21 protein-coding genes and 2 pseudogenes are annotated in these 20,605 nt (G+C 52.0%); 18 read left to right on the top strand and 5 right to left on the bottom strand.

Translation table 11 applies throughout. From position 1 onward, the window contains the following. Positions 1–85 precede the first annotated feature (85 nt). Both ABLU80_RS07815 and ABLU80_RS07810 read right to left on the bottom strand, forming a co-directional pair. Positions 86–622, bottom strand: coding sequence for a toxin YdaT domain-containing protein (locus ABLU80_RS07815; protein WP_348849878.1), 537 nt, complete (start codon positions 620–622; stop codon positions 86–88). Between the two features lie 2 nt (positions 623–624). Then, positions 625–858 (bottom strand): Cro/CI family transcriptional regulator, encoded by a 234-nt coding sequence (locus tag ABLU80_RS07810; RefSeq protein WP_058675494.1) that lies wholly within the window; start codon positions 856–858, stop codon positions 625–627. A 104-nt stretch (positions 859–962) separates the two neighbouring features. On the opposite strand from ABLU80_RS07810, the gene ABLU80_RS07805 reads away from it, so the two are divergent. From ABLU80_RS07805 to ABLU80_RS07795, 3 genes are all read left to right on the top strand, one after another. Continuing rightward, on the top strand, positions 963–1,358 hold the full coding sequence (locus ABLU80_RS07805) for a helix-turn-helix transcriptional regulator (protein WP_004190707.1): 396 nt from the start codon (positions 963–965) through the stop codon (positions 1,356–1,358). 68 nt (positions 1,359–1,426) lie between these two features. After that, a complete protein-coding gene (locus tag ABLU80_RS07800) occupies positions 1,427–2,488 on the top strand; it encodes a hypothetical protein (RefSeq protein WP_058675495.1) in 1,062 nt (353 codons plus the stop codon). After that, complete coding sequence (locus ABLU80_RS07795; protein WP_023286273.1) at positions 2,466–2,843, top strand: ASCH domain-containing protein; 378 nt, start codon at positions 2,466–2,468, stop codon at positions 2,841–2,843. Before ABLU80_RS07800 ends, ABLU80_RS07795 begins: the two co-directional genes overlap by 23 nt. 42 nt (positions 2,844–2,885) lie before the next feature. Here ABLU80_RS07795 and ABLU80_RS07790 read toward each other — a convergent pair. Continuing rightward, positions 2,886–3,077 (bottom strand): annotated as a pseudogene (locus ABLU80_RS07790) (hypothetical protein). A gap of 486 nt (positions 3,078–3,563) precedes the next feature. Here ABLU80_RS07790 and ABLU80_RS07785 point away from each other — a divergent pair. The 8 genes and pseudogenes from ABLU80_RS07785 to ABLU80_RS07750 all read left to right on the top strand — a co-directional run bounded on the left by ABLU80_RS07785 (position 3,564) and on the right by ABLU80_RS07750 (position 9,615). Next, positions 3,564–3,701, top strand: coding sequence for a DUF1482 family protein (locus ABLU80_RS07785; protein WP_064569313.1), 138 nt, complete (start codon positions 3,564–3,566; stop codon positions 3,699–3,701). Positions 3,702–3,763: 62 nt separating this feature from the next. Next, entirely contained in the window at positions 3,764–3,922 is a 159-nt protein-coding gene (locus ABLU80_RS07780) for a YdaE family protein (RefSeq protein ID WP_045419483.1), read from the top strand. 138 nt (positions 3,923–4,060) lie between these two features. Beyond that, positions 4,061–7,075 carry a RecE family exodeoxyribonuclease gene (locus ABLU80_RS07775; protein ID WP_348849877.1) on the top strand — a complete coding sequence of 1,005 codons (3,015 nt, stop codon included), beginning with the start codon at positions 4,061–4,063 and terminating at the stop codon, positions 7,073–7,075. Next, positions 7,038–8,197, top strand: a pseudogene (locus ABLU80_RS07770) (RecT family recombinase). The gene ABLU80_RS07775 and the pseudogene ABLU80_RS07770 overlap by 38 nt, the downstream one beginning before the upstream one ends. 34 nt (positions 8,198–8,231) lie before the next feature. Then, complete coding sequence (locus tag ABLU80_RS07765) at positions 8,232–8,585, top strand: hypothetical protein (RefSeq protein ID WP_348849876.1); 354 nt, start codon at positions 8,232–8,234, stop codon at positions 8,583–8,585. Between the two features lie 7 nt (positions 8,586–8,592). After that, positions 8,593–9,063, top strand: a complete 471-nt coding sequence (locus ABLU80_RS07760; protein ID WP_080956931.1) for a hypothetical protein — start codon at positions 8,593–8,595, stop codon at positions 9,061–9,063. Further along, positions 9,060–9,368: a hypothetical protein gene (locus ABLU80_RS07755; RefSeq protein ID WP_047053502.1), complete on the top strand. Its 309-nt coding sequence runs from the start codon at positions 9,060–9,062 to the stop codon at positions 9,366–9,368. Before ABLU80_RS07760 ends, ABLU80_RS07755 begins: the two co-directional genes overlap by 4 nt. A 7-nt stretch (positions 9,369–9,375) precedes the next feature. Then, complete coding sequence (locus ABLU80_RS07750) at positions 9,376–9,615, top strand: DUF4060 family protein (protein WP_072056188.1); 240 nt, start codon at positions 9,376–9,378, stop codon at positions 9,613–9,615. Positions 9,616–9,835: 220 nt separating this feature from the next. Here ABLU80_RS07750 and ABLU80_RS07745 read toward each other — a convergent pair whose 3' ends face one another. Further along, the gene (locus ABLU80_RS07745; protein ID WP_047053504.1) at positions 9,836–11,053 is read right to left on the bottom strand and encodes a site-specific integrase; all 1,218 of its coding nucleotides are present in this window, start codon (positions 11,051–11,053) and stop codon (positions 9,836–9,838) included. Positions 11,054–11,199: 146 nt separating this feature from the next. Here ABLU80_RS07745 and sapC point away from each other — a divergent pair, with 146 nt between their 5' ends. Genes sapC through sapF form a run of 3 tightly spaced genes read left to right on the top strand, consistent with a single transcriptional unit; the run spans position 11,200 to position 13,893 of the window. Beyond that, a complete protein-coding gene (gene sapC, locus ABLU80_RS07740; RefSeq protein WP_015366244.1) occupies positions 11,200–12,090 on the top strand; it encodes a putrescine export ABC transporter permease SapC in 891 nt (296 codons plus the stop codon). Continuing rightward, on the top strand, positions 12,090–13,082 hold the full coding sequence (gene sapD, locus ABLU80_RS07735; protein WP_015366243.1) for a putrescine export ABC transporter ATP-binding protein SapD: 993 nt from the start codon (positions 12,090–12,092) through the stop codon (positions 13,080–13,082). The genes sapC and sapD overlap by 1 nt, the downstream gene beginning before the upstream one ends. 1 nt (position 13,083) lies before the next feature. Further along, entirely contained in the window at positions 13,084–13,893 is an 810-nt protein-coding gene (gene sapF / locus ABLU80_RS07730; protein ID WP_015366242.1) for a peptide ABC transporter ATP-binding protein SapF, read from the top strand. Between the two features lie 47 nt (positions 13,894–13,940). On the opposite strand, the gene ABLU80_RS07725 is transcribed toward sapF, so the two are convergent. Then, a complete protein-coding gene (locus ABLU80_RS07725; protein WP_047079563.1) occupies positions 13,941–15,368 on the bottom strand; it encodes a cytosine permease in 1,428 nt (475 codons plus the stop codon). A 197-nt stretch (positions 15,369–15,565) separates the two neighbouring features. Between ABLU80_RS07725 and ABLU80_RS07720 the strand changes: the two genes are divergently transcribed. From ABLU80_RS07720 to ABLU80_RS07705, 4 genes are all read left to right on the top strand, one after another. Next, positions 15,566–16,108 carry a HutD family protein gene (locus ABLU80_RS07720; RefSeq protein WP_047079562.1) on the top strand — a complete coding sequence of 181 codons (543 nt, stop codon included), beginning with the start codon at positions 15,566–15,568 and terminating at the stop codon, positions 16,106–16,108. A 242-nt stretch (positions 16,109–16,350) separates the two neighbouring features. Beyond that, positions 16,351–17,139, top strand: a complete 789-nt coding sequence (fabI, locus tag ABLU80_RS07715) for an enoyl-ACP reductase FabI (protein ID WP_015366239.1) — start codon at positions 16,351–16,353, stop codon at positions 17,137–17,139. Positions 17,140–17,330: 191 nt separating this feature from the next. Then, complete coding sequence (locus tag ABLU80_RS07710; protein ID WP_047079561.1) at positions 17,331–18,491, top strand: carboxymuconolactone decarboxylase family protein; 1,161 nt, start codon at positions 17,331–17,333, stop codon at positions 18,489–18,491. A gap of 81 nt (positions 18,492–18,572) precedes the next feature. Then, a complete protein-coding gene (locus ABLU80_RS07705) occupies positions 18,573–20,507 on the top strand; it encodes an exoribonuclease II (protein WP_348849875.1) in 1,935 nt (644 codons plus the stop codon). The last annotated feature ends 98 nt before the right edge of the window (positions 20,508–20,605 follow it).

Raw genomic sequence — 20,605 nt, 5'->3', positions numbered from 1 at the left:
CCACTGACTGGGTAAATCCCTGCCGGATAAGCTCTTCGCGGACGTTTTTCTCAATGAATTCGATATGGTTCACGTAAACCTCCAGCTACAACGTGCCGAGCATTGAGGTGACGATTGTCATTAGCGGCCCCGTTAGCTCTGGGTCAACCCGGAACATCTCGACAATGCCCTCACTCAGCTCTTTCAGCTTCTGATGGCGTGGTGCTCCCATAGCAACAGCAACCTTCGCTTCGCTGGTCTCTTTCTCCAGCCGAGCCAGTCGGGACATGAAATTGTTTTCAGGCAACAGGCGGTGGCGGTATTCCAACGGGAGGACGGCCATAATGGCTGGCGTCAGAAGACGCACATTCGCGCGATACTTTTCAGAATCGACCTCGTTATCCAGGTAACGGAAAAGCTTCTGGCGGGCGCGGCTGATGTCCGCGGGAAATTCAATTTCTTCCCCCCCCTGCTGGCGCCACTCATCGATGATGTATGCCGAAACAACATCCTGACCTTCAGTTGCAGCCCAAGCGCGAACGGCAGAACGAATGCCGTCGTGATCTTCCACTTTCGCCTGATTTCGCTTTATCAGAGCGCCGGGGTTGAATCCGGTATTTTGTTGTAAGGAAAGTGTTTGCATGATCATCCCGCCAGCTCTTGTGAAGACAAACCGTCGTTTGGATTTGGGTAAAGGTCTGGGCGAAGTTCATGTGGGGTAACGCCGGTTACCCGGAAGATTTGAAAAACCCGAGACTGAGGAACGGCTCCCCCATGGCGATGCTTCCAATGGCTAATTGTCATAGATGAGACGTCCAGTTTTTCTGCTAGCTTCGTTGCGTCACCAGCGCTCTGTATGGCTTTTTCTAATGCGTTCATAAACCACTCCGTTAAAGTTACAGATAAAATTAAACATTATGTTTATTTTAATGTCAACTTTATGAATGTTGAGGTGGTAAACATTTAGTTTAAAATCGTGATATATGAGAAAAAATACGCACCAGTCCGACAACCCACAGGTCCAGAGGCTCAATGAAATAATTGAGATGAAGCGCATATCCAAAGCGGATATAGCGAGAATTTGTGGTGTAAGTTCGCAATCGGTTAACAACTGGTTTGTGCGGGGAGCGATCGGAAAGAGCTCTGCCATAAAGCTCGCTGATGCTCTTGGTGTAAGCCTTGAGTGGGTTTTAGGTCAGGACGTCGATGCAAATGATGGTTTACGCCCGGACGAGAAACGGTTGCTGGAACTCTATAACCAACTCCCCAACGAAGAAGAGCAGCAGAACATGCTGCGGATCGTATCTCTGCGGCTTAAAGAGCTCGATGAGCTGTATGCCAAGTACATGGGGCGAAGGATTAAGGGCGACGGTGAATGAACTGTAAACATCTGAATGATTTACGGACATTAATATAATGTGAGATTTTCGATTATAAGTGAGGGCACATGGATAGCTTAAGGTATGACAGTTTCTCTCAATTTGATCATAACGACCCATTTTTTGATTCATTGAAGAGTGATTACAAAGAGTTCCCCGATTGGCTCAAGAAAAAAGCCGACGCTAATGAATCCGCCTACATACTCTACGATGAAAATCACAAAATTGAAGGATTCATGTACCTTAAGGAAAATGATGATGCCGACGACATATGCCCCAAATTGCCTCATGGTCGTCATTTAAAGATAGGTACATTTAAGTTCGAGTCAAAAGGAACACTTAGGGGTCAGCGTTTCTTAAAAAAAGCCTTTGACCATGCTTTTTCATCTGGTTCTGATGACATATACGTCACAGTGTTTGATAAACATGCCCACCTAATAAAACTCTTCCAAACCTATGGTTTTTATGTTCATGGTGAAAAAGAAACGCATAATGGAAAAGAGTATGTATATGCTCGCTCCTTGCATGATGTCTACGGTGATATCCTGTTGGATTATCCCAGAATATTAACAGCGAAAGTAAATAAATATCTTCTTGCTATATATCCAGAATATCATACAAGACTATTCCCTGACTCCAAACTTATTAACGAATCACCAGATATTGTTAAAGACATCTCGCATGCAAACAGCATACATAAAATATACATTTGTGGGATGCCAACAGTTACCCGCATGAACAGGGGCGATATTATCGTTATCTATCGCACAGGAGATGGACAAGGCCCAGCGCACTACCGTGCAGTCGCATCCACTGTTTGTGTCGTCGAGTCAGTAAAAACCATTGATGATTTTCGAAATGAAGATAGCTTTGTCGAATACTGCCTTCGCTTTAGTGTATTCTCTGAAGAGGAACTCAGAGTTTTTTACAAAGATAAGCGTTATCCCTATGTTATACGCTTTTCCTATAACATATCTTTACCTAAACGTCCAAATCGTGCTAGTCTGATTGATCAGGTCGGTTTAAACGGTGCTCGTGGATTTAGATGGAGTCATTTTCAACTTACTGATGAGCAGTTTTTTAAGATCATAGAGTTAGGTCGTATAAATGAAAGTTTTATTATCCATTAAGCCAGAATTCGCAGAAAAAATTTTGGACGGGACTAAACGATTTGAGTTTCGAAAAGGTATTTTCAAAAATCAAGAGATCAGCATTGTTGTAATCTATGCCACAATGCCTCTTGGTAAAGTCGTTGGTCAGTTCCAAATAGAAACTATCCTTTCCGGAGAGCCAGAGTCTTTATGGAAAGAAACGAAAAAATATGCTGGTATATCAAAACAGTTTTTTGATAGTTACTACTCGGGCAGAGACAAGGCATACGCTATAAAGATCGGTGAAGTCGAACGCTATCAGGAGCCTCTCCCCATCTCTGACTTAGGCGGAAACATTAAACCGCCACAATCGTATCTCTACTTACCCGCTTAAGTTTTTTTACTGACCCGGCCTCCGAGCCGGGTTTTTATTGCCTTACTCTTTCCTCTGCATCAGCACATCCAGTGCCAGATCTACCTGCTCACCCTGCCACAGCACCTGAATCATCTCTATCAGCGCCTCTCTTGACGGCTATTGCTTCTCAACCAGTAGCTGCATAACCGCGCTCCCGATAACCTGCGCTATTTGCGGGTGCATCTCCACAAAACACTCATTCTCATAACCCATACTATTAGCCCTCATAGAGGTTTTTATAACCAAATAATAGACCCGTAAACATACTCCCTGCACTAACCAGCCCCTCACTATAAACTTTTTGTTTATGTATAATTACTCATAATGTTGACACGACAATAAACATTGTGTTTAATTAACTCCAGCAACAACCCACCAAGGCAGGACGCCCACGAAGTAGCTGCCCGGAGCATACGAATGCCGGGATGAGGTGGAATTATCAATGCGCAGTAGGTAGCAACGTTCCGCTGGCCGGCGACAAGGCAGAGGTTGAAATGAGTAAGCAAGGCATCAGAGTCCTGATCATTTCGGCAGTTATCGGGCTCTTCATCTGGACGGCGCTAATCAGCGCACTGTGGGAGTTATATCAATGGTCGATTTTGCACGTAAACCCGCTCGTCAGCAGGCTATTCGGTTAAGCCCTCTTTCAGCATTCATTCGTCGGGTGTGTTACATGCTCACACAAAAAGGTGACCCTTCATGAACACGATGTTCGCACTGGTTCTCACTGTCGGCATGCTGACTGGCGGAAATCAGGACGTTCTTCTCGGTGTATATGACAGCGAGTCGGATTGTAAGAAAGCAGCTGTTGAGCAGGGAGTTGAAGAAAACTGTTAACAGCTAAAGGGAGTATTAGCAGAAAACCCAGCCGCATTTACGGCGCAAATGTAGGGGGAGTTATGCAGAAGAAATGCGCTTATTGCCGCAAGCCGATTGAGGAAGGCAAGGAAGTAAAAATGACCATCCTCATCATTCACGGTTCGCAACTGGCGCCACGGGAAAGAACCTATTGCTCTACGAAGTGCGGTCAATACGACCAGATGGCCAACGAGGCCTAACGTAAACCCGCCGAAGCGGGCTGTACGTCCGGTGACACCGACCAAAGTTCCACCGGAATTTACCAAAAACCAATGAACACCCTGAATGGGCGCTATCAATGGCCCGAGGGATTCTACATCCAAAATTGAGGCTATCACATGGAATATTTTTATCTGATAAAAGCGACTCAAAAATCGGGTAAAGCCGATGCCGTAATCTGGCGTTCTGCAAAAACCGAATCCCGCGCGCTGCTGCAGTTGGACGTCGACCTGGAAGATGCTGAGATTGAAACAGGCCGCGGAAAAGACTATCAAAAGCCAATCCGTACCGATTTCCCGGTATTTAACGACCTGCCAGCTGAAGGCGTGCTCGATTACTCATGGTGCGAACGCTACCAGCTAGCCGACGACGGTCGTACCTGGGCACTGAAGCCAGGACAAGAGCCCATGGACGTTCATCACACCGATGATGCTGGGGTATCCTCTGACCCTGTCACTGGCGAGTTGGTTGATGACAATAGTGCTGACGATGCTGGTGATGTCGATACCGTGGAATCGTTCGGCAATGCTGAATACGAAAACGATACAAACGCCCTGTTCAATATTGCTGAGCAGCCGTTCCGCATTAAGCTGCTGGCGCAGTACATGGCGAATGATAACCACGTCTATCAAATCAGTATTCCTCACCGTAAAGAGCTCGCAGTTCTGGAAATGAATACCGATAACTCCGCAGTGCAGGATCTGATTCTCGCCGCTGAGAACGTCCAGGGGTTGAAGGATGCCGACATGCCTACCCTGTGGAAATTTACCAGCGCCAACAAAGCTGTATTTCCTGAAGGTAAGCGCCACGAACTGGGCAAGCGTATCCAGTTTGCAAAACTGTGGTTTGAAACTCCGCACATTGACCGCGGCATACTCGTTCGCGAATGGTCTGCCGGCAATTATATTTCTGCTGTTCAGAAAACGGATACCGGCACGAATGCTGGCGGCGGTAATAAAACCGATCGCAACCCTGACTACACCCATACCCTTGATACGCTTGATGTTGAGATTGCGCTGGCCACAATGCCGATGGATTTCGATATCTACAATTTCCCGGCATCCATTCATCGCCGGGCTAAAGAAATCGTCCAGAAAAAAGAAAGCCCGTTCAAAGAATGGTCTGCTGCGCTGCGTAAAACCGCAGGCATCCTGGATTATTCACGCGCTGCCATTTTTGCCCTCATTCGTGGCGCCACCAGCGATATTCATCATTTCCCGGTAAGTCTGCAGACCTATATCAATGCGAACCTGACAGAGCATAAGCATGAAACGCCCTCTGCTGAAACGCTTGAGAAAGCCGGGCATGTGTCATCTGCCGCCGTCGCTGAACAGTCAGCCGTGGATAAGATTCTCGCAGCTGAGCGAGGTGAATATATCGACGGAGTAAGCGATCCGGATGCGCCGAACTGGGTAACGGAAGACCTGACTAAACCCAAACAGCCTGAAGTTTCAAACATGGGCAATGGTGTTTTTTCGATTGATGGTCTGATGGATAGCCAGCCAGCATCAGCATCAGCATCAGCATCAGCATCAGCATCAGCACTTTCTATCGTGGACCAGGCGCGCCAGCGCGCTGCAGAAGAAAAATTACATCCAGCTAATTCCGGGGAAACCACCAGCGATGTGCAGATGGAAACGGCTCAGCCAGTCGAAGACGAAAATGATAATGCGGTATCAGCAAGCGAAGGCACTGATGCAACTGCTCCGCAAGCAGATGCCGTGAACATGCGCGACATTCTTGCTGAGCGCTGCCCTGACCTTACCGCGGCAGTATTGAAGGACCAGCAATCAGCAACTGCAGAAGAAGAGCATGAGCCAGAGCCGGAAGCAACAAAATGGCCTGAATTCTTCGAGCCCGGTCGATATGAAGGTGTTCCGAACGATGTTTACCACGCGGCGAACGGCACCAGTTCGACTCAGGTTAAAGATGCCCGTATATCTCTGATGTATTTCGAAAAACGCCACGTCTCGAAAGTCATTGAAAAAATGCGCTCTCCTGTTCTGGATATGGGCAATCTGGTGCATGCGCTGGCGCTGCAGCCTGAACAGCTGGAAAAAGAATTCAGCATCGAGCCGGAAATCCCGGAAGGCGCCTTCACCACGACTGCGACGATCCGCGCGTTTATCGACGAGTACAACGCCGGTCTTCCGCCGCTTTTGAGTGCTGACGACATCAAGGCGCTGCTGGAGGCGCACAACGCCACCCTGCCCGCTCCGGTACCGCTGGGCGGCGACAAAGATGCAATCGGTATTGCGTATCTGGAATTACCTGACGAGTTCAAGCGAATCGTTGGTGACGATAAAAACTTTACCGCGTCAGCAATGAAGGCCTGCATCAAAGAATACAACGCCACCCTGCCTGCGCCTGTTAAAACCAGCGGCAGCCGTGATGCCATGTTGGAACAACTGGCGATTATCAATCCTGACATGGTCGCTCAGGAAACCCAGAAGGCGCAGCCGCTGAAAGTATCAGGCACCAAAGCGGATCTGATTCAGGCTGTGAAATCGGTTAAACCGGATGCCGTGTTTGCCGACGAACTGCTGGATGCATGGCGCGAAAACCCGGAAGGAAAAATATTGGTTACCCGCCATCAGATGAGCACTGCGCTGGACATTCAGAAAGCACTATTGAACCACCCCACCGCCGGCAAGTTGCTCCAGCATCCGAGCCGCGCCGTTGAAGTGAGCTATTTCGGTATAGATGAGGAAACCGGGCTGGAAGTTCGCGTACGCCCTGACCTTGAGATAGACATGAGCGGCCTGCGCATTGGTGCGGACCTGAAGACCATCAGCATGTGGAACATCAAGCAGGAAGGCCTGCGCGCGAAGTTGCACAGGGAAATCATTGAGCGCGATTACCACCTCAGCGCGGCTATGTACTGCGAAACCGCTGCTCTGGATCAGTTCTTCTGGATTTTCGTCAACAAAGACGAGAACTACCACTGGATCGCCATTATCGAGGCATCCGAAGAGCTACTGGAGCTCGGCATGCTGGAATACCGCAAAGCAATGCGCGCCATCGCGAACGGTTTCGACACTGGCGAATGGCCGGCTCCGATCACTGAAGACTACACCGAAGAACTTAACGATTTTGATGTGCGCCGTCTTGAAGCGCTGCGCGTACAGGCATAAGGGGGAACAGTCATGGAAAATACCAACATTGTTACAGCCGAACAGCAAGCACCAAACACCATTTCAGCTAGCAACGCGATCTTTAACGTTCAGGCTCTCGGTCAGTTAACTGCTTTCGCAAACCTTATGGCTGATTCACAAGTGACAGTGCCAGCTCACCTTGCAGGTAAGCCAGCCGATTGCATGGCCATCGTTATGCAGGCTATGCAGTGGGGCATGAATCCCTATGCGGTCGCGCAAAAAACGCATCTGGTAAATGGCGTACTCGGATATGAAGCCCAGCTCGTCAACGCGGTAATCGCCAGCTCCAGTGCTATCAACGGTCGATTTCATTACCGCTACGGCGGCGATTGGGAGCGTTGCACAAGGACGCAGGAAATCACCAGGGAAAAACACGGTAAAAGTGGGAAATACACCGTTACCGAACGGGTACGCGGCTGGACTGATGAAGACGAAATCGGGTTGTTTGTTCAGGTCGGCGCGATTCTTCGCGGTGAGTCAGAAATCACCTGGGGTGAGCCGCTTTATCTCTCGGGTGTTGTAACTCGTAATTCACCATTGTGGGTTTCTAACCCGAAGCAGCAGATCGCTTATCTGGGCGTGAAATACTGGGCTCGCCTGTACTGCCCTGAAGTGATTATGGGTGTTTATAGCCCGGATGAAGTTGAGCAACGAACAGAACGAGAAATCAATCCGGCGCCGGTGCAAAGAATGTCTGTAGCTGAGATTACCAGCAGCTCTGACGCCACCACCAGCGAACAGGGTACAGGTATCAGCATTGATTCTCTTGCCGATGGACTCCGCGACCGAATTGATACAGCTGACTCAGTGGATCAGGCCAAAGCCATTCGCGCAGACATCGAATCACAGAAAGCTCTGCTGGGTACTGCTCTTTATACCGAACTGAAAAATAAGGCGGTGAAGCGCTACTACCTTGTTGATGCGAAGAACAAGGTTGAGGCTGCCATAAATTCACTTCCTAACCCTGGGGATCCAGAAGCCGAAGCGTTATTCGCGAAGGCAGAAAGCACCCTGACCTCATCGCGCCGCCACCTGGGTGATGAACTGTATGACCAGTTCCGTATCACCCTGGACGACATGAAACCGGAATACCTGGGCTAAGGGAGGCGGGAGGGTTAGCCCTCCCGATAACGATATGAGCAAATCACTTAACGCACGATGCATACGCCGCTGGAAAGTTGAATTCAAAGGGCGCTGCGATTCGAAATATAGCCCCTACTGGCACAAGCGCGATCTCCGCGGTTACATCCGTGAGGCGGCACTGACTACGGCGTATTGCATGGTTGAAAACTTGGCCTACAACAACGCAATGCACGATTTTTTCGCTCATGTGGGTAACAGGAATTGCTGGTCGCCAGAGTTCTCAGCATGGTACGACGGGCGTCGAGAGCATTATCTCAAAGAAGCGCGCGACTACCTGAATGAAGAAGCCACCAACGACGAAATCGACGACGAAATAGAGAACGAACTGGAGGCCTGGAATGACTGAGCGCGGAATGAAATTCTCCAAATTCACTGAGCTGGTAGCCCGCATCTGGTCAAACCCAACTACGCAGCGTCGCGACCCGGAGATCACCATCTTCATACTCTCGCCTGGCAGCATCGGCGCGTCGCCATCCGTTGAAGTAGAGTCAATTCAGGCTGGATTCGACTGGGACGCCGGGCAGGTTCTGATTTACCCTGCGCAACCACTGACCACGCTGACGCCTGAACAGGTAGCGGACATTACCACCAGCGTGAGCAAAGGCCAGTCCTGGCACGCATATGAGGCTTACAAGAAGCACAAGGCCCTGCTGGAAAACGCAGCGCTTGAGCATGCGAAAGTCGCCGGGCAGCGCGACGAGCTTCTGGCGGCGCTGGTTTCCCTGGCTGCTGTCGCTCGCCGCTATCTTCCGGATTATGACGAGCATCCGGAAGTGCAGAAGGCTGATAACACCATCTCCCGCGTCAAAGGCGGTGCAGCATGAGTCTTAAACATCGATTACCTGAGCTGGAAGCCAGCATCGACCCTGCGGCATTGCGCGCGGCCGCCGACGAATATTCGGATCTGCTTCTGACTTTGTGCTTGTGCATGAAGATGGCCGGCCCTACTCGGGAGAACTTGCGCGCCTGCGCCACCGAGCTTAAAAAACGCCTGACAACCTGGCACAGCCAGAAAGAGCTCAATGCAATTCTGTCCAGTTGGGATCCCGTTGGCTATGTTCTCGGCCTCCGTCGGGAGGCGAACGACAACGCGCGCGCAGCTGGCGATCCAGTTGATGTATTTGTGTGAGGTGGATATGCGACTGATAAACCGAAGCAAGCAATCACCGCTGGGCCGCCAGGCTTGTGATGCCGCACTGGCAAAACATGTTGAGCTTTATGGCGCCTACGGGCGACAGAAAACGAAGAGAACTTATACGGTGGTGGTTCAAGGCTCAAAGATCACTGTAGAAGTTGTAAACAGAAAATGCAGTTATGTGGCGACGGCCATGAGCTGCGCCCGTAGGCTGCAGCATCTTCCTGGACAATGTAACTAAGGGGCTTTTATGAATAACGCATCTCATTTCCAAGATGAAATATTGATAACCAGTGACATTCTGTCCAGATACAAAATTTCGCGCAGCACACTGTATTTCTGGAGCACACCATCCCGGATGCCATCGTACTTTTCTCAGCCGTTTCCGAAGCCAAAAATAAATGGCAGTCCTAAAAGATGGCGTTTGTCAGACCTTCTTGCTTGGGAAGACAACATGGGTATCAAACCAGAGGCTGGCCAATCAACTTCTCAAGATGACGTTGCCAAACAGCAAGCCAATGACGCTGATCATCCAAATAATCGTGGAGGTTATACCGCGCCATGACTCCAGACATATGATGCCCTAGTAGTTTTTCCACAACATGTGGTGGCGCACCTAATTCAGAAAGGCGCGTCGCCACTGTTCTTCTCAAATCATGAAGCGACCAAGGTTTCATCCCTGTTTTTGCAATTATCTGCGCAGAGAACAGAGCCACGTTTGGTTGAAGTGGCGGCCTGTCATCTTCTGGCCCCCTGTATCGTGACAACGTCACAACATGTTTTGAAACTGATGTTTCTTTTTCAGCTACCATCATCTGTATTACAGCCTCAGGAAGCGCCCTTCTCACCGACTTCCCAGTTTTATAGTCACTTGCCGGGATAGTCCATGTTTGTTCCTTGAAATCAAACCATTCCCATTTTGCTGTTCTGATCTCTGTACTTCGACAGCCAGTCATAATGAGAAACTTCATTATCAATTGCTGCCTATATTTCATCTCAGGCAGGGCATTCCAAACTGTAATGATTTCATCATCACTTAACCTGCGATCTTTTACAGCTGCTGTGAGCCCTACATCTGATCGTCTAAGGCTTTCAATAGGGTTCACGTTAATTACCCCACGGTTGGAACAGAAACGAAATGTGCGCTGCATCAAACCGAGCATTTGCCCTGTAACCACTCTTCGCCCCATACCGTCAAAAAGATTTAGCCAGTGAGCTTTAGTTGTCTGATCTACAATCATATTTCCGAGCACTGGGGCTATATGATTATTGAAGTCGCGGCGGTTAACTTTGATTTTTACCAGACCTTCAGGGATGCAGTAGTACTTCTCCCAGTAATCGAATGCTTCTTTCACTGTAAGCGCTTCTACTTTTTTCTGTTTCTCGAGTACTACTTGCCGTCTAGGATCAAGCCCTTCCGCTAGCCAAGCCCTGAACTGCTGCCTACGTTCTCGCGCATGAGCTAATGAGGTGGTTGGATAATCACCAATCGTTAGTTGAGCGGCTTTCCCGTTCCATCTGTAGCGGTAAAAGAATGTTATACTGCCGGATGTAGACAACCTGACATTCAGACCATGTGCGTCTGAAATGACCTCGATTTGGTCTCTTTTTTTGCCAAGAGCTTTTCTTAATTTTGTGTCGGTAAGCAATGTGTACACTCCGGAAGAAGATATACACATCAGTGTACACATTATGCGTAAATTGATAACCTTCAAATCTATGAAGAACACACAAAAATAAAGCGTTACATACTGGCAAGGCGTTGATAATAGCGGGATTCTTGAAAAGAAATTAAGCATGACTAACAAACTTAAAACGGATTCATATGCCCTACGATAGCGTCTATCTCGAAAAGCGCCCGCCCGGCGCATTGCGCACCGTATGGCGTAAATTCTACGGCGATACCACCGCGATGATTGGTTTATACGGCTGCGGCGCGCTGGTGCTGCTATGCGTATTCGGCGGCTGGTTCGCGCCCTATGGCATCGATCAGCAGTTCCTCGGCTACCAGCTGCTGCCGCCTTCGTGGTCGCGCTATGGCGAAGTGTCGTTCTTCCTCGGCACCGACGACCTTGGTCGCGATGTGCTAAGTCGCCTGCTCAGCGGCGCGGCGCCGACCGTCGGCGGCGCCTTTGTGGTCACGCTCGGCGCCGCGCTGTTCGGCCTGGTGCTTGGCGTGATTGCCGGTTCCACCCACGGTTTGCGTTCAGCGGTAATGAACCACATTCTCGACACCCTGCTGTCGATTCCGTCGCTGCTGCTGGCGATTATCGTCGTCGCTTTCGCCGGGCCGCATTTGAGCCATGCGATGTTCGCCGTCTGGCTGGCGCTACTGCCGCGCATGGTGCGCTCGGTCTACAGCATGGTGCACGATGAACTGGAAAAAGAGTACGTGATTGCCGCCCGCCTTGACGGCGCTTCCACGCTCAATATTCTCTGGTTTGCAGTTCTGCCTAATATTACCGCCGGACTGGTCACCGAAATTACCCGCGCGCTGTCGATGGCGATCCTCGACATTGCCGCGCTCGGTTTTCTCGACCTCGGCGCTCAGCTACCCTCTCCGGAATGGGGCGCCATGCTCGGCGACGCGCTGGAATTGATTTACGTCGCCCCCTGGACGGTCATGCTGCCGGGAGCGGCCATCATGATAAGCGTACTGCTCATCAATCTGCTGGGCGACGGTATTCGCCGCGCAATTATTGCCGGGGTTCAATAATGCCGTTACTGGATATTCGTAATCTCACCATTGAGTTTAAAACCAACGAGGGCTGGGTAAAGGCCGTCGATCGGGTCAGCCTGACGCTGGCTGAAGGTGAAGTCCGTGGTCTTGTCGGTGAATCAGGTTCCGGCAAAAGCTTAATCGCCAAGGCGATTTGCGGCGTCACCAAAGATAACTGGCGGGTCACCGCCGACCGTATGCGTTTTGATGATATCGATCTGCTGCGCCTCTCTAACCGCGAGCGCCGAAAACTGATTGGCCACAACGTATCGATGATCTTCCAGGAGCCGCAATCCTGTCTCGATCCTTCCGAGCGTATTGGGCTGCAGTTGATGCAAAATATCCCCGGCTGGACCTTTAAAGGCCACTGGTGGCAACGCTTTGGCTGGCGTAAGCGCCGCGCTATTGAACTGCTGCACCGGGTGGGAATTAAAGATCACAAAGATATTATGCGCAGCTTCCCCTACGAGCTGACCGACGGCGAATGTCAGAAGGTCATGATCGCCATCGCGCTTGCTAACCAGCCGCGCTTGCTGATTGCTGATGAACCCACTAACGCCATGGAGCCAACCACCCAGGCGCAGATTATTCGCCTGTTGACCCGGCTCAACCAGAATAACAACACCACTATTTTGCTGATCAGTCACGATATGCAGATGCTCAGCAAATGGGCGGATAAAATTAACGTCATGTATTGCGGGCAGACGGTGGAAACCGCGCCGAGCGAGGAGCTGGTGACCATCCCTCATCACCCCTACACTCAAGCGCTGATTCGCGCCATCCCGGATTTCGGCAGCTCAATGCCGCATAAAAGCCGACTGAATACCCTGCCCGGCGCCATTCCGCTGCTGGAACAACTGCCGATCGGCTGTCGGCTGGGGCCGCGCTGTCCCTATGCACAACGCGAGTGTATCGTCACGCCGCGTTTGACCGGCGCGCGTAATCATCTGTACGCCTGTCATTTCCCGCTGAACATGGAGAAAGAGTGAAATGGTCGAAACATTGCTGGAAGTTCGCAATCTGAGTAAGACCTTTCGCTATCGCACCGGCTGGTTCCACCGTCAGACGGTAGAGGCGGTGAAGCCGCTGAGCTTTACCCTGCGCGAGCGTCAGACGCTGGCGATTATTGGTGAAAACGGCTCCGGTAAATCAACGCTGGCCAAAATGCTGGCCGGGATGGTTGAGCCGACCACCGGCGAACTGTTGATTGACGATCATCCGCTGGAGTTTGGCGACTACTCATTCCGCAGCCAGCGTATTCGCATGATTTTTCAGGATCCCTCGACCTCGCTTAACCCGCGTCAGCGTATTTCGCAGATCCTCGATTTCCCGCTGCGTCTCAATACCGATCTTGAACCAGAAGCCCGGGAAAAGCAGATTATCGAGACGATGCGCATGGTGGGCTTGCTACCGGACCACGTCAGCTACTATCCGCATATGCTGGCGCCGGGGCAAAAACAGCGCCTGGGGCTTGCTCGCGCCTTGATCCTGCGTCCGAAAGTGATTATCTGCGATGAGGCGCTGGCCTCGTTGGATATGTCGATGCGCTCGCAGCTAATCAACCTGATGCTGGAACTGCAGGAAAAACAGGGAATATCCTACATCTATGTCACCCAGCATCTGGGGATGATGAAGCATATCAGCGATCAGGTGCTGGTAATGCATGAGGGTGAAGTGGTCGAACGCGGCAGCACCGCCGATGTGCTGGCCTCGCCGCTCCACGAACTGACCAAGCGGCTGATCGCCGGCCATTTCGGCGAGGCGCTGACTGCCGACGCCTGGCGAAAAGATGGTAAATAGCGTTAACCTTCCTTCAGGGGCGGCATAATAGCCGCCCCTGCTATTTATCACTGCGGAAACACACTCTGCGCCGGTAATGGTCGGCGGTCAAAGCGGCGCAGCGCATAATACAACCATCCGGTACCTACCCAGCCGATAATCCATGACACATCATTGCCGGCGAATATCCACGTCAGCGAACCATGGAACAGCGGGTTCTCAATAAACGGCAGTTGAATAAGCACGCCAATGATATAAATGGTAATGGCATACAAATTCCAGAAACCATAGCGCTGATGCGGATCGCTAAGCGCCGGAATATCGACCGCGCCTTTAGAAATAATGTAGTAATCGGTCAGGCTGATGGCGCTCCAGGGAACGAAAAAGGCCAGCAGGAATAACAGGAAATGGGTGAAGTGCTTTAAGAAAGCCGGTTCGCTAAGCAGCGCGATAATACACGAAGCCGCGACCATCAGGACGACGAAAGCAACGCGGCATTTCTGCGACAACGCCGTCTGGCGACGGAAACCGGAAACAATGGTGGTCAGAGACATAAAACTGCCGTAGGCGTTAAGCGTCGTGAAGGTGATCTTGCCAAAGCAAATAGCAAAGTAGATAACCATCGCCATCACCTGGCTTTTACCCAATCCCACCAGATAACTCACTTCATGACCGGGAAAAGCGCTGCCGGCAATCGCGGCGGTAAACACCCCCAGCGTCATAGATGTCTGGGTTCCCAATACGGTACCGAAAAACACCGAGCAAAACGTTTTCGTTGCCGATACATTGCGTGGCAAATAGCGCGAATAGTCGGACACATACGGGCAGAAAGCGATTTGCCACGACGAGGACAGCGACACCGCCAGCAGGAACATCGGCAGGGAGAAATGGTTATTTTGCGCCAGGGCCGTGAGATCCGCCGACATCAGTAGCGTAACGAACATATAGACGAAGGCCAGAATGCCGATAATGCTCGCCAGTTTACCCAGCTTATGAATCACCTTATAACCCAGTACCGCAATGACAATAATAATCGCGCTGAATAGCAACATTCCAGCGACATTGCTGATATTCAACAGCTTTGCCATCGCCTGCCCGGCCAGTACGGTACCGCTGGCGGAGAAGCCAACATACATGATGCAGACCAATACCAGCGGCACTACCGCGCCAAAGACACCAAACTGGGCGCGGCTGATTATCATCTGCGGCAAACCCAGCCGTGGTCCCTGCAGCGCATGCAGCGACATTACCGCCGCCCCCAGCACCTGACCGAGGAGAAGACCTATCAGCGACCACACCACGTCGCCGCCCAGCACCACGGCTAAAGCGCCGGTGACAATAGCGGTAATCTGCAGGTTGCCGCCAAACCACAGGGTAAACTGGCTAAACGGATGCCCATGCCTCTCGCGCTCGGGGATGTAATCGATCGACCGCGTTTCACTTAATCCAGCCTGACTATTTTTTGACTGCCCATCTGTAGATGAAAAAGAAGACATAGGTACCTCGCTATTATTATTTATTCACTCCCCATCTGACCGATCCTGTATATACAAGCATTGACAACTGCCCGCACCGCACGCATCCTATTTTTGTGATGAATATGTAAATTCTTTGTATTGCAAAAAGTAACAAAACCATAACAATAACGTTGATAACGCCTGCGCATACCGCGCTAAACCGAGGTGTAACGCTCATGATCGTTCCCGTCCAACTATCCACTCTGCCCGTCACGCCCTGGAAAAATGGCGCAGGCGAGACCCGTGAGATAGTCTGTGTCCCCTCTCCTGACGCCCCTTTTTTATGGCGAGCCAGCATTGCCACTCTGCAAAATGATGGTCCGTTTTCCTGCTTTCCCGGCGTCGACCGGGTCATTACTCTACTGGCCGGGCAGCCGCTGCGCCTGAAAGGCGAAGCTATCGATCACGCTTTAACGCTTTGGCAACCCTGGGCTTTTGCCGGCGAGTGGCCGCTGCGTAGCGAAGGGATCCGCGAAGCCGGTCTCGACTTTAATATCATGACCCAGCGCAACCGCGCCGCCGCCGAGGTACGGGTCGTTGATGATATACAGACTCCCGGCGACGAAGGCGTCGCTTGGGTATTACAGGGGCGCTGGCAACTTGGTGAACGGCAATGTGAAGCGCAATCGGGTATTTTCTGGCATCAGCAAATGCCGGGCGAACTCGCGCCGCTCACGACGGACGCCCTACTGTTACTCACCACGATCGTGCGCCGTTAACCGCAGAAATATCGGTAACGCGTCGTGATCTCACGGTAAAACGTAGTGATTATCCGGTGATATACTGGGGTAAGCGCATTTATCATTACGCGCTGCGTTGCGATAGGCGGCACAAAAAATCGTGACACAAGGGGTCTTCAGTGGGATATAATTCCCGGCTAAATTTGAGTTATTTTGAAATAACAACGTTAACCGTTTGATTGTTAGAGTAAAAATAAGCAATAACGATAAGGATTAAAGCTATGGGTTTTCTTTCCGGTAAGCGCATTCTGATCACTGGCGTGGCCAGTAAACTGTCCATCGCCTACGGTATTGCGCAAGCAATGCACCGTGAAGGGGCTGAACTGGCATTCACCTATCAGAACGAAAAACTGAAAGGCCGCGTAGAAGAGTTTGCTGCTGCGCTGGGTTCTAACATTGTGCTGCAGTGCGACGTGGCTGAAGACGAAAGCATCACCGCGCTGTTCACTGAGCTTGAAAAAGTATGGCCGAAATTTGATGGTTTCGTGCACTCTATCGGTTATGCGCCGGCTGACCAGTTAGATGGCGACTACGTCAATGCCGTCACCCGCGAAGGTTTCAAAATTGCCCACGACATCAGCGCTTACAGCTTCGTGGCAATGGCGAAAGCTTGCCGCTCGATGCTGAACCCGGGCTCCGCGCTGCTGACCCTCTCCTATCTGGGCGCTGAGCGCGCTATCCCGAACTATAACGTGATGGGTCTGGCAAAAGCGTCTCTGGAAGCCAACGTACGCTATATGGCGAACGCGATGGGTCCGGAAGGTATTCGTGTTAACGCCATCTCCGCGGGTCCGATCCGCACCCTGGCGGCATCCGGTATCAAAGATTTCCGTAAAATGCTGGCGCACTGCGAAGCGGTCACCCCGATCCGTCGCACCGTCACCATCGAAGACGTCGGCAACAGCGCGGCCTTCCTGTGCTCTAACCTGTCTGCGGGCATCTCCGGTGAAGTCGTTCACGTTGACGGCGGTTTCAGCATCGCTGCGATGAACGAACTGGAACTGAAATAAGTTCCCTATCCTCCTCACCCCGGTGAGGAGGATCTCTCTCCTTTCTCTGCTTACGCTTCTCTTCTGTTATTCCAATCCGCTATTTGTTAGTACGTATCAATATTTTCTCCTGCTTCAGGGTTACGCCAGGATAGTTGTGCATAGAGGTACCGCGAAACGGCGGTTCGCCACCTACCGAACAAGGAACGCCCATGGAGCAACGCCGCGTGTATGGCAAAAACCACTGGTATCACGAGACCCAGTCAACCAATAGCCCGGTCGAGATTCTTCCTCTGGTCCCGGAGGCCGCTGACGTTGATGACCGTTTTTTGCTCGATCTGCCACTCGCAGCCGATCTCAGCCACCCTCATGAAGGCTGGCTGGCGCCCGCGCGTCAGTTGACAAAGGTCCTTTTCCCGGACAACGTCACGGTAACCCGATTACAAACCTTCAGCGCCTACGACCGTCTTAGCACCGCCCTGACCGTCGCTCAGGTCTACGGCGTACAGCGCTTGTGTAACCACTACGCCGCCCGTCTGGCGCCGTTGCCTGGCCCTGACTCCTCACGAGAAAGTAATCACCGGTTGGCGCAGATAACCCAGTACGCCCGCCAGTTAGCCAGTTCTCCTTCGGTTATCAACGAGGTCTCCCGCCGCCAGCTTGAGGAGGTCGGGCTGACCAGCCGCGATATTGTGTTAATTAACCAAATTATCGGCTTCGTGGGCTTTCAGGCCCGCGCGGTGGCCGCATTTCAGGCCGCGCTCGGCCAACCGGTACGCTGGCTTCCCGGTATGCCGCAGCAGAATGATGCCCCGGCAGAACGCTTTACTGATGTTACTGGAGAGTGGTCCCTGGATATCGATGATGCCGACCTGCGTTACGCCAGTGATGACAAGCAAGTCAGGCTCGCCGCATGGAACCGTCATCCCGGCCTGCAGCCTCTCGCCCCCCTTCTGGCAACGGATGAAGGCGCGTTAGCCCTGCTGCATCAACTGCTGAATCAACTGGATAACTCTGCGCAGCCCTTAGGCGCAATGGCGGCGTTACTCGCGGCGCGAATCAACGGCAGCGTCAGCTGTTTTAACGCCTGGAGAGCTCGCTGGACAGGTGACAACGGATTGTTGCAGGCATTGCGCGGCGATGAACGAACGGTTCAGCACTGGGCGCGAAGCCATTCTTTGGAACACGTTTTCCTACAGGCGGCGCAGCTATTGACTCGTGCGCCGGACCGTTTTAGCGCCGCGCAGCTAACTCCCCTCACTGAATATGGGCTTTCCCGCGTTGAGGCTATCGATCTGCTGGCGTGGTGCGGCCTCTGCGGCTGGCTGAACCGGCTTAAAATCGCCCTCGGTGAGGTACGTCAAGCGACGTAAAATGCTGAAACAGCGCTTGCTGAGGCAGGCATATTCGCGTAAAAATGTCAGCCGCTCTTTTAGCCACGAAAAAACCTAATTATGTTTCAGGACAACCCGCTGCTAGCGCAGCTTAAACAGCAATTGCATTCCCAGACTCCGCGCGTTGAAGGGGTCGTTAAAGGTACGGAAAAAGGTTTTGGCTTCCTCGAAGTCGACTCGCAAAAAAGCTACTTCATTCCGCCGCCGCAAATGAAAAAAGTGATGCATGGCGATCGTATTATCGCCGTGGTCCATACCGAAAAAGAACGTGAAAGCGCCGAGCCGGAAGAGCTAGTTGAGCCTTTCCTGACCCGTTTTGTCGGTAAAGTGCAGAAAAAAGACGATCGTCTGTCTATCGTTCCTGATCATCCGCTGCTGAAAGACGCCATCCCTTGCCGTGCCGCGCGCGGCGTAGAACATGATTTCAAACAGGGTGACTGGGCGGTGGCTGAAATGCGTCGCCATCCGCTGAAAGGCGACCGCGGTTTCTATGCCGAATTAACGCAATTCATCACCTTTAGCGACGATCATTTCGTGCCGTGGTGGGTGACGCTGGCGCGTCATAACCTGGAAAAAGAAGCGCCGAATGGCGTTGCCACCGAGATGCTCGATGAAGGACTGGAACGCCGCGATCTGACGGCGCTTGAGTTCGTAACCATCGACAGCGCCAGCACCGAAGATATGGACGATGCGCTGTATGTCGAGCGCACGGACGACGGTAACCTGCTGCTGACCGTCGCTATCGCCGATCCGACAGCGTGGATTGCCGAGGACAGTAAACTGGACAACGCGGCGAAAATCCGCGCCTTCACCAACTATCTGCCGGGCTTTAATATCCCAATGTTGCCGCGCGAGCTGTCTGACGATTTGTGCTCGCTGCGCGCCAACGAAGTGCGCCCGGTGCTCGCCTGCCGCATGACTCTGGCGGCTGACGGCGCCATTGAAGATAATATCGAATTCTTCGCCGCAACTATCGAATCTAAAGCCAAACTGGCTTATGACGACGTCTCCAACTGGCTGGAAAATATCGGCTCATGGCAGCCTGCTGATGACGCTATCGCGCAGCAAATCAAACTGCTGCAGGAAGTCTGCCAGCGCCGCAGCGAATGGCGTCAAACCCACGCACTGGTATTCAAAGACCGCCCTGATTATCGCTTCGTGTTGGGTGAGAAAGGTGAAGTGCTGGATATCGTTGCCGAACCGCGCCGCATCGCCAACCGCATCGTTGAAGAGTCAATGATTGCCGCTAATATCTGCGCGGCACGCGTGCTGCGAGATAACCTGGGCTTTGGCGTTTATAACGTGCACACCGGTTTCGATCCGGCTAACACCGAGCAACTGGCCGCGCTGCTGAAGACGCACGATGTACACGTCGATCCGCAGGAAGTCCTGACACTCGACGGTTTCTGTAAACTACGCCGCGAACTGGATGCTCAACCTTCCGGTTTCCTCGATAGCCGCATCCGCCGCTTCCAGTCGTTCGCCGAAATCAGTACCGAGCCAGGCCCACACTTCGGCCTTGGGCTGGAAGCTTACGCCACCTGGACTTCGCCAATCCGTAAATACGGCGATATGATCAACCACCGTCTGTTAAAAGCCGTCATCAAAGGCGAGACCATTGGTCGCCCGCAGGATGACGTCACCGTGCAGATGGCGGAACGCCGTCGTCTGAACCGGATGGCGGAACGCGACGTCGCAGATTGGCTGTATGCTCGCTTCCTCAATGATAAAGCCGGAACCGATACCCGCTACGCGGCAGAAATCATTGATGTCAGCCGCGGCGGCATGCGCGTGCGCCTGGTCGATAACGGCGCTGTCGCCTTTATCCCGGCACCTTTCCTGCACGCGGTGCGCGATGAACTGGTCTGCAGCCAGGAGAACGGAACCGTACAGATTAAAGGTGAAGTCGTTTACAAAGTCACCGATGTTATCGACGTGACTATCGCTGAAGTTCGTATGGAAACCCGCAGCGTCATCGCCCGTCCGGCGGCGTAACGCTTTTATGGCCCCTGCCCAGGGGCCATACATTTCTCGTTTTGAGTGAATATCGCCAGCCGCGCAAGGATGTGCGTTTTTTTCGCTTCTCTTTTGCA

Source organism: Klebsiella sp. CN_Kp104, assembly GCF_040064515.1.
GTDB lineage: Bacteria > Pseudomonadota > Gammaproteobacteria > Enterobacterales > Enterobacteriaceae > Klebsiella > Klebsiella aerogenes.
The sequence above is the reverse complement of the archived record's forward strand: the minus strand, read 5'-3'. Positions and strand labels throughout refer to the sequence as shown.

What these genes read in the sequence shown, in the direction of transcription:
- ABLU80_RS07780 (WP_045419483.1), top strand. Translation starts at nt 3,764, where the DNA reads ATGCAGAAGAAATGCGCTTATTGCCGCAAGCCGATTGAGGAAGGCAAG.
- ABLU80_RS07810 (WP_058675494.1), bottom strand. Translation starts at nt 858, where the DNA reads ATGAACGCATTAGAAAAAGCCATACAGAGCGCTGGTGACGCAACGAAG.
- ABLU80_RS07765 (WP_348849876.1), top strand. Translation starts at nt 8,232, where the DNA reads ATGAGCAAATCACTTAACGCACGATGCATACGCCGCTGGAAAGTTGAA.
- ABLU80_RS07815 (WP_348849878.1), bottom strand. Translation starts at nt 622, where the DNA reads ATGCAAACACTTTCCTTACAACAAAATACCGGATTCAACCCCGGCGCT.
- sapD (WP_015366243.1), top strand. Translation starts at nt 12,090, where the DNA reads ATGCCGTTACTGGATATTCGTAATCTCACCATTGAGTTTAAAACCAAC.
- ABLU80_RS07725 (WP_047079563.1), bottom strand. Translation starts at nt 15,368, where the DNA reads ATGTCTTCTTTTTCATCTACAGATGGGCAGTCAAAAAATAGTCAGGCT.
- ABLU80_RS07705 (WP_348849875.1), top strand. Translation starts at nt 18,573, where the DNA reads ATGTTTCAGGACAACCCGCTGCTAGCGCAGCTTAAACAGCAATTGCAT.
- ABLU80_RS07720 (WP_047079562.1), top strand. Translation starts at nt 15,566, where the DNA reads ATGATCGTTCCCGTCCAACTATCCACTCTGCCCGTCACGCCCTGGAAA.
- ABLU80_RS07760 (WP_080956931.1), top strand. Translation starts at nt 8,593, where the DNA reads ATGAAATTCTCCAAATTCACTGAGCTGGTAGCCCGCATCTGGTCAAAC.
- ABLU80_RS07795 (WP_023286273.1), top strand. Translation starts at nt 2,466, where the DNA reads ATGAAAGTTTTATTATCCATTAAGCCAGAATTCGCAGAAAAAATTTTG.
- sapC (WP_015366244.1), top strand. Translation starts at nt 11,200, where the DNA reads ATGCCCTACGATAGCGTCTATCTCGAAAAGCGCCCGCCCGGCGCATTG.
- ABLU80_RS07745 (WP_047053504.1), bottom strand. Translation starts at nt 11,053, where the DNA reads ATGTGTATATCTTCTTCCGGAGTGTACACATTGCTTACCGACACAAAA.
- ABLU80_RS07710 (WP_047079561.1), top strand. Translation starts at nt 17,331, where the DNA reads ATGGAGCAACGCCGCGTGTATGGCAAAAACCACTGGTATCACGAGACC.
- ABLU80_RS07800 (WP_058675495.1), top strand. Translation starts at nt 1,427, where the DNA reads ATGGATAGCTTAAGGTATGACAGTTTCTCTCAATTTGATCATAACGAC.
- ABLU80_RS07775 (WP_348849877.1), top strand. Translation starts at nt 4,061, where the DNA reads ATGGAATATTTTTATCTGATAAAAGCGACTCAAAAATCGGGTAAAGCC.
- sapF (WP_015366242.1), top strand. Translation starts at nt 13,084, where the DNA reads ATGGTCGAAACATTGCTGGAAGTTCGCAATCTGAGTAAGACCTTTCGC.
- ABLU80_RS07750 (WP_072056188.1), top strand. Translation starts at nt 9,376, where the DNA reads ATGCGACTGATAAACCGAAGCAAGCAATCACCGCTGGGCCGCCAGGCT.
- ABLU80_RS07805 (WP_004190707.1), top strand. Translation starts at nt 963, where the DNA reads ATGAGAAAAAATACGCACCAGTCCGACAACCCACAGGTCCAGAGGCTC.
- ABLU80_RS07785 (WP_064569313.1), top strand. Translation starts at nt 3,564, where the DNA reads ATGAACACGATGTTCGCACTGGTTCTCACTGTCGGCATGCTGACTGGC.
- fabI (WP_015366239.1), top strand. Translation starts at nt 16,351, where the DNA reads ATGGGTTTTCTTTCCGGTAAGCGCATTCTGATCACTGGCGTGGCCAGT.
- ABLU80_RS07755 (WP_047053502.1), top strand. Translation starts at nt 9,060, where the DNA reads ATGAGTCTTAAACATCGATTACCTGAGCTGGAAGCCAGCATCGACCCT.